Source organism: Pseudomonas delhiensis (assembly GCF_900187975.1).
In the GTDB taxonomy this organism is placed as follows: domain Bacteria; phylum Pseudomonadota; class Gammaproteobacteria; order Pseudomonadales; family Pseudomonadaceae; genus Pseudomonas; species Pseudomonas delhiensis.
Map to the genome: position 1 here is coordinate 66,248 of NZ_FZPC01000032.1, position 6,279 is coordinate 72,526.

Genomic DNA, 6,279 nt, shown 5'->3' on the forward strand with positions numbered 1-6,279 from the left:
CCACGAGCGGGACAGCCTGAAGAGAAGGAGTTTCCATGAGCCAGCCCCCCTACCCGCGCCGCTACGGCAGCCTGTCCATCGCCCTGCACTGGCTGATGCTGGTGCTGATCGCCGGCGTCTACGCCTGCATCGAGTTGAAGGGCAACTACCCCAAGGGCAGCGACACCCGCGCACTGCTCAGCCAATGGCACTTCATGCTCGGCCTGAGCGTGTTCTGCCTGGTCTGGCTGCGCCTGATCGGCCGCTTCATCTACCCCACCCCGCCGATCGTGCCCGCCCCGCCGGCCTGGCAGATGCTGCTGGCCAAGGCCGTGCACCTGGCGCTCTACGCGATGATGATCGGCCTGCCCCTGGCCGGCTGGACCATCCTCAGCGCCGCCGGCAAGCCGATCCCCTTCTGGGGCCTGGAACTGCCGCCGCTGGTGGCGGAGAACCCGGACCTGGCCAAGCAGGTCAAGGCCGTCCACGAGACTGTCGGCAACATCGGCTACTTCCTCATCGGCCTGCACGCCATCGCCGCGCTGTTCCACCACTTCATCAGCCGCGACAACACCCTGGTGCGCATGCTGCCCGGCGCCGGCGAGGCGCGGCCGGAATAGGCGGGCCTACGCCGCCCCATCGCGCCATTCCCATGCAGGCGCGCGCCCTGCGCGCGAATCGCGGGCAGGGCCCGCTCCTACAGGTTGCCGTGAGGCATGGTATTTCGCCTGTAGGAGCGGACTTTGTCCGCGATAGCCGGATACCCCGGCGCGGTTCGCGGATGAGATCCGCTCAGGTTGTCGCACCGCGCACCCGTAGGGCGCATAACGCCTACGGCGTTATCCGCCATCGCCCCGGCACCGGCGCCCCGGCCGACGGCGGATAACCGCGAACGGTTATGCGCCCTGCGGGTTCTCCCTCACAGCGCGCCCCTCAGATCTCCACCTGCGTCCCCAGCTCGATCACCCGGTTCAGCGGCAGGTTGAAGTAGCGCAGGTTGCCGTTGGCGTTCTTCAGCAGGAAGGCGAACAACCCTTCGCGCCAGCGCGCCATGCCGATGCGCCGGGACGGGATCACCGTCTCGCGGCTGAGGAAGTAGGTGGTGCGCATCGGGCTGAAGTCCAGCTCGTTGAGGTGGCAGTACTTCAGCGCCGCCGGGATGTCCGGGTCCTCCATGAAGCCGAAGTGCAGCAGCACGCGGAAGAAGCCCTCACCGTAGGCGTCCACCTCGAAGCGGCGGTCGGGGGCGACCCGCGGGCTGTCTTCGTTGACCACCGTGAGCAGCACCACCTGCTCGTGCAGCACCTGGTTGTGCAACAGGTTGTGCAACAGCGCGTGGGGCACCGCGTCGGAACGCGCGGTGAGGAACACGGCGGTGCCCTGCACCCGGTGCGGCGGCTGCGAGCGGATGCTGGCGATGAACAGCGGCAGCGGCAGCGAGCCTTCGTCCAGGCGCTCCACCAGCAGCTGGCGGCCGCGCTTCCAGGTGGTCATCAGGATGAACAGGGCGATACCGGCCACCACCGGGAAGGCGCCGCCCTGCACCACCTTCGGCAGGTTGGCCGAGAAGAACAGCACGTCCACCAGCAGCATCATGCAGAAGAACGGAATGGCCAGCCACAGCGGCCACTTCCAGTGCAGCCAGAGCACCACGCCCATCAGCAGGGTGGTCACCAGCATGGTCCCGGTCACCGCCACGCCATAGGCCGAGGCCAGCGCCGCGGAGGACTCGAAGCCCAGCACCAGCAGCACCACGCCGACCATCAGCGCCCAGTTCACCCCGGCGATGTAGACCTGCCCCTGCTCCTGGCTGGAGGTGTGCTGCACGAACATGCGCGGCACGAAGCCCAGCTGGATGGCCTGGCGGGTCAGCGAGAAGGCCCCGGAAATCACCGCCTGGGAGGCGATCACGGTCGCCACGGTGGACAAGGCCACCATCGGCAGCAGCGCCCAGGACGGCGCCAACAGGTAGAAGGGGTTGCGCGCGGCTTCCGGGTTGTAGAGGATCATCGCGCCCTGGCCGAAGTAGTTCAGCACCAGGCCCGGCAGCACCAGGGCGAACCAGGCGCGGGAGATCGGCTTGCGGCCGAAGTGGCCCATGTCCGCGTACAGCGCCTCGGCGCCGGTCAGCGCCAGCACGGTGGCGCCGAGGATGGCCACGCCGATGCCGGGGTGGACGATGAAGAAGTTCGCCGCCCAGTAGGGGTTCATCGCCTGCAGCACCACCGGGTGCTGGTAGATGCCGTACAGGCCCAGCGCGCCGAGCACCACGAACCAGATCACCATCACCGGGCCGAACAGGATGCCGATGCGCGCCGTGCCATGGCGCTGGATGAGGAACAGGCCGACCAGCACCACCAGCGCCAGCGGCACCACCCAGTGCTCCAGGCCGTCGAAGGCGATCTCCAGGCCCTCGATCGCCGAGAGCACCGAGATCGCCGGAGTGATCATGCTGTCGCCGTAGAACAGCGAGGCGCCGAACAGGCCCAGCACCACCAGCACCGAACTCAGCCGCGGGTAATCGTGGGCGGCGCGGCGCGCCAGCGCGGTCAGCGCCATCACCCCGCCCTCGCCCTGGTTGTCGGCGCGCAGGACGAAGATCACGTACTTGATCGAGACCACCCACACCAGCGACCAGAAGATCAGCGAGAGGATGCCGAGGATGGCGTCGTGCCCCACCTGCACGCCATAGCCGCCGACGAAGACTTCCTTGAGCGTGTACAGCGGGCTGGTGCCGATGTCGCCGTAGCAGACGCCCACCGCGGCCACCATCATGCCCAGGGCGGAGCTGGAGTGCTGCTCCTGGTGCTCTGCGGTTCCGGCACTGGCATTGGACATGTAACAAAATTCCTCTAGGAAAAATTCGGCGCATCCTGCGCCGACGGACTCGGCGATGCAAGCGCCGCGAAAGCTCGATCTGAATGACTATAGAGGGTGTTCGGCGGCCTTACCCCGTGCCCGGCGGCGCTTTCGCGGGGCGCTGCGGCAGCTTGTCTCACGGAGGCTGGTCAAGCGCGCGGGCTGCCGCTAGAATTGCGCACTTTTTGATCAGAGGCGCCGCCAGCGCGCCCTTAGAGGTTAGCCGCCCATGTCCACCGCAACGCCCAAAGTCGGTTTCGTCAGCCTTGGTTGCCCGAAGGCAACGGTCGACTCCGAACGCATCCTCACCCAGCTGCGCATGGAGGGCTACGAGATCGTGCCCACCTACGAGGACGCCGACGTCGTTGTGGTGAACACCTGCGGCTTCATCGACAGCGCCAAGGCCGAATCCCTGGACGCCATCGGCGAGGCCATCGCCGAGAACGGCAAAGTCATCGTCACCGGCTGCATGGGCGTTTCCGAGGACAGCATCCGTGACGTGCACCCCAGCGTGCTGGCGGTCACCGGCCCGCAGCAGTACGAGCAGGTGGTCAGCGCCGTGCACGAGGTGATCCCGCCGAAGGCCGAGCACAACCCGCTGATCGACCTGGTGCCGCCGCAGGGCATCAAGCTCACCCCGCGCCACTACGCCTACCTGAAGATTTCCGAGGGCTGCAACCACAGCTGCAGCTTCTGCATCATCCCGTCGATGCGCGGCAAGCTGGTCAGCCGCCCGGTAGGCGACGTGCTCAGCGAGGCCCAGCGCCTAGTCAAGGCCGGCGTCAAGGAACTGCTGGTGATCTCCCAGGACACCAGCGCCTACGGCGTGGACCTGAAGTACAAGCTGGACTTCTGGGACGGCCAGCCGGTGAAGACGCGCATGCTGGAGCTGTGCGAGGCGCTGTCGGGCATGGGTGTGTGGGTGCGCCTGCACTACGTCTACCCCTACCCCAACGTCGACGACGTCATCCCGCTGATGGCGCAGGGCAAGCTGCTGCCCTACCTGGACATCCCCTTCCAGCACGCCAGCCCGAAGGTGCTCAAGTCCATGAAGCGCCCGGCGTTCGAGGACAAGACCCTGGCGCGCATCAAGAAATGGCGCGAGACCTGCCCCGAGCTGACCATCCGCTCCACCTTCATCGTCGGCTTCCCCGGCGAGACCGAGGAAGACTTCCAGTACCTGCTGGACTGGCTGACCGAAGCCCAGCTCGACCGCGTCGGCTGCTTCCAGTACTCCCCGGTGGAAGGCGCCCCGGCCAACGACCTGGGCCTGGAGCCGGTGCCCGATGACGTCAAGCAGGAGCGCTGGGAGCGCTTCATGGCGCACCAGCAGGCGATTTCCGCCGCGCGCCTGCAGCTGAAGATCGGCAAGGAAATCGACGTGCTGATCGACGAAGTGGACGCCGAAGGCGCGGTGGGCCGTTCCTGGGCCGACGCCCCGGAGATCGACGGCGCCGTCTACATCGACAGCTTCGACGTGAAGCCGGGCGACAAGGTGCGCGTGCGCATCACCGACGCCGACGAGTACGATCTCTGGGCCGAGCTGGCCTGAGGCACCGAGAGCCCCGCCCCGGCGGGGCTTTCACTTTTCCAACCGAGGAAAACCAGCGCATGCTGAACAACGACATCCTGCGCAGCCTGCGCTACAGCCTCGACATCGCCGACCGCGAGGTCGCCACCATCGCCGGCCTGGCCGGCCTTGTGCTGGACGAGGCCGAAGTCGCCGCGCTGCTGGCCCGCGAGGACGAACCCGGCTACCGCGAGTGCCCGGACGAAGTGCTGGCGCGCTTCCTCGACGGCCTGGTCATCCACCGCCGCGGCCGCGACGACAGCCGTCCGCTGCCGCCGCTGGAACTGCCGCTGACCAACAACCTGGTGCTGAAGAAGCTGCGCGTGGCCTTCGAGCTGCGCGACCACGACCTGCTGGCGATCCTCGACGACGCCGGGCTGGTGATGACCAAGGCCGAACTCAATGCGCTGTTCCGTGCCCCCGGCCACGGCAACTACCGCCCCTGCGGCGACCAGTTGCTGCGCAACTTCCTCAAGGGCCTGGCCCGGCGCGGGAAGCGCTGAGCCGGGAGCGCGCCCGTGCTGATGCGCCTGGCCGCCGACGCCGTGGTACTGCTGCACCTGGCCTTCATCCTCTTCGTCGTGCTCGGCGGCCCGCTGGTGCTGCGCTGGCCACGCCTGGCCTGGCTGCACCTGCCGGCCGCGGCCTGGGGCGTGACCGTGGAGTGGCTGCAACTGGTCTGCCCGCTGACGCCGCTGGAAAACCGCCTGCGCCGCGCCGCCGGCGAACAGGGCTACGGCGGCGGCTTCGTCGAGCACTACCTGATCCCGCTGATCTACCCGCCTAGCCTGACACCCGCCATGCAACTGCTGCTGGGCACTCTGGTCGTGGCGCTCACCCTGGCCTGCTACGGCTGGCTGTTGCTACGCAGGCGCCGGCGATGACGCAAGCGGCGGGGTTTGCCGTGCCGATCGGGTAACATGGCGGCCCCTGCTCCACGCGCGTGCCGCCATGTCCTACTCCGTCTCCCCCATCGGCCACATCCGCTCCTGCTTCAAGGAGAAGTTCGCCATCCCGCGCCAGCCGCAGCTGGCCCCGGCGGCGCGCGGCGTGCTGGAGCTGCTGCCGCCGTTCGACGGCGGCGAGGCGGTGGAAGGCCTGGAGCAGGTCAGCCACGTGTGGCTGCTGTTCCTCTTCCACCAGGCCCTGGAAGACAAGCCGCGGCTCAAGGTGCGCCCGCCGCGCCTGGGCGGCAACCGCTCCCTGGGCGTGTTCGCCACCCGCGCCACGCACCGCCCCAACGGCATCGGCCAGTCGGTGGTGCGCCTGGAGAAGGTCGAGCCCGGGCGCCTCTGGCTGTCCGGCATCGACCTGCTGGACGGCACCCCGGTGCTCGACATCAAGCCCTACGTGCCCTACGCCGACGCCGTGGCCGAGGCGCGCAACGCCATCGCCGAGGCGCCGCCGGCGCCGATCCCGGTGCAGTGGAGCGACGCCGCCCTGGCCCAGGCCCGCGAGCAGGCCCTGCGCCTGGGCGAGCCGGTGGTCGAGCTGATCGAGCAGTGCCTGGCCCAGGACCCGCGCCCGGCCTACCAGCAGCCCACGCCCGAACGCCGCTACGGCGCGCGCCTGTGGGACCTGGACGTGCACTGGCACTACCCCGAAGCGGGGGTGATCCGGGTGCTGGACGTGCAAGCCTGCCCGTAGGGCGCATAACGCCTACGGCGTTATCCGCCATCGTTCCCGGGCTACGGTGTTCCGGCCAACGGCGTATAACCGCGAACGGTTATACGTATATGGACTCCTCCCGTTTTGCCAGCGACCGACGTGCTTTTTCGAACTTGGGTACGACTGCTGCCGTATATCCGGCTTCATGGAGCGATACATCCGCTCCCGAGCCCTGATGAAAATCCGCTCATGTGCGCCTGATC

The 6,279-nt window shown here is 68.1% G+C and carries 6 protein-coding genes; 5 read left to right on the forward strand and 1 reads right to left on the reverse strand.

Annotated features, from left to right (window positions below):
* Positions 1-35: 35 nt before the first annotated feature.
* Positions 36-599: a cytochrome b gene (locus CHC02_RS24910; RefSeq protein WP_089394078.1), complete on the forward strand. Its 564-nt coding sequence runs from the start codon at positions 36-38 to the stop codon at positions 597-599.
* Between the two features lie 313 nt (positions 600-912).
* On the opposite strand, the gene CHC02_RS24915 is transcribed toward CHC02_RS24910, so the two are convergent.
* Complete coding sequence (locus CHC02_RS24915; RefSeq protein ID WP_089394079.1) at positions 913-2,817, reverse strand: potassium transporter Kup; 1,905 nt, start codon at positions 2,815-2,817, stop codon at positions 913-915.
* 250 nt (positions 2,818-3,067) lie between these two features.
* Between CHC02_RS24915 and rimO the strand changes: the two genes are divergently transcribed.
* The 4 genes from rimO to tsaA all read left to right on the forward strand — a co-directional run bounded on the left by rimO (position 3,068) and on the right by tsaA (position 6,055).
* Positions 3,068-4,390, forward strand: coding sequence for a 30S ribosomal protein S12 methylthiotransferase RimO (rimO, locus tag CHC02_RS24920; protein WP_089394080.1), 1,323 nt, complete (start codon positions 3,068-3,070; stop codon positions 4,388-4,390).
* Between the two features lie 59 nt (positions 4,391-4,449).
* On the forward strand, positions 4,450-4,911 hold the full coding sequence (locus tag CHC02_RS24925) for a YehS family protein (RefSeq protein ID WP_089394081.1): 462 nt from the start codon (positions 4,450-4,452) through the stop codon (positions 4,909-4,911).
* A 15-nt stretch (positions 4,912-4,926) separates the two neighbouring features.
* Entirely contained in the window at positions 4,927-5,292 is a 366-nt protein-coding gene (locus CHC02_RS24930) for a DUF2784 domain-containing protein (protein ID WP_089394082.1), read from the forward strand.
* A 67-nt stretch (positions 5,293-5,359) separates the two neighbouring features.
* Positions 5,360-6,055: a tRNA (N6-threonylcarbamoyladenosine(37)-N6)-methyltransferase TrmO gene (tsaA, locus tag CHC02_RS24935; protein WP_089394083.1), complete on the forward strand. Its 696-nt coding sequence runs from the start codon at positions 5,360-5,362 to the stop codon at positions 6,053-6,055.
* The last annotated feature ends 224 nt before the right edge of the window (positions 6,056-6,279 follow it).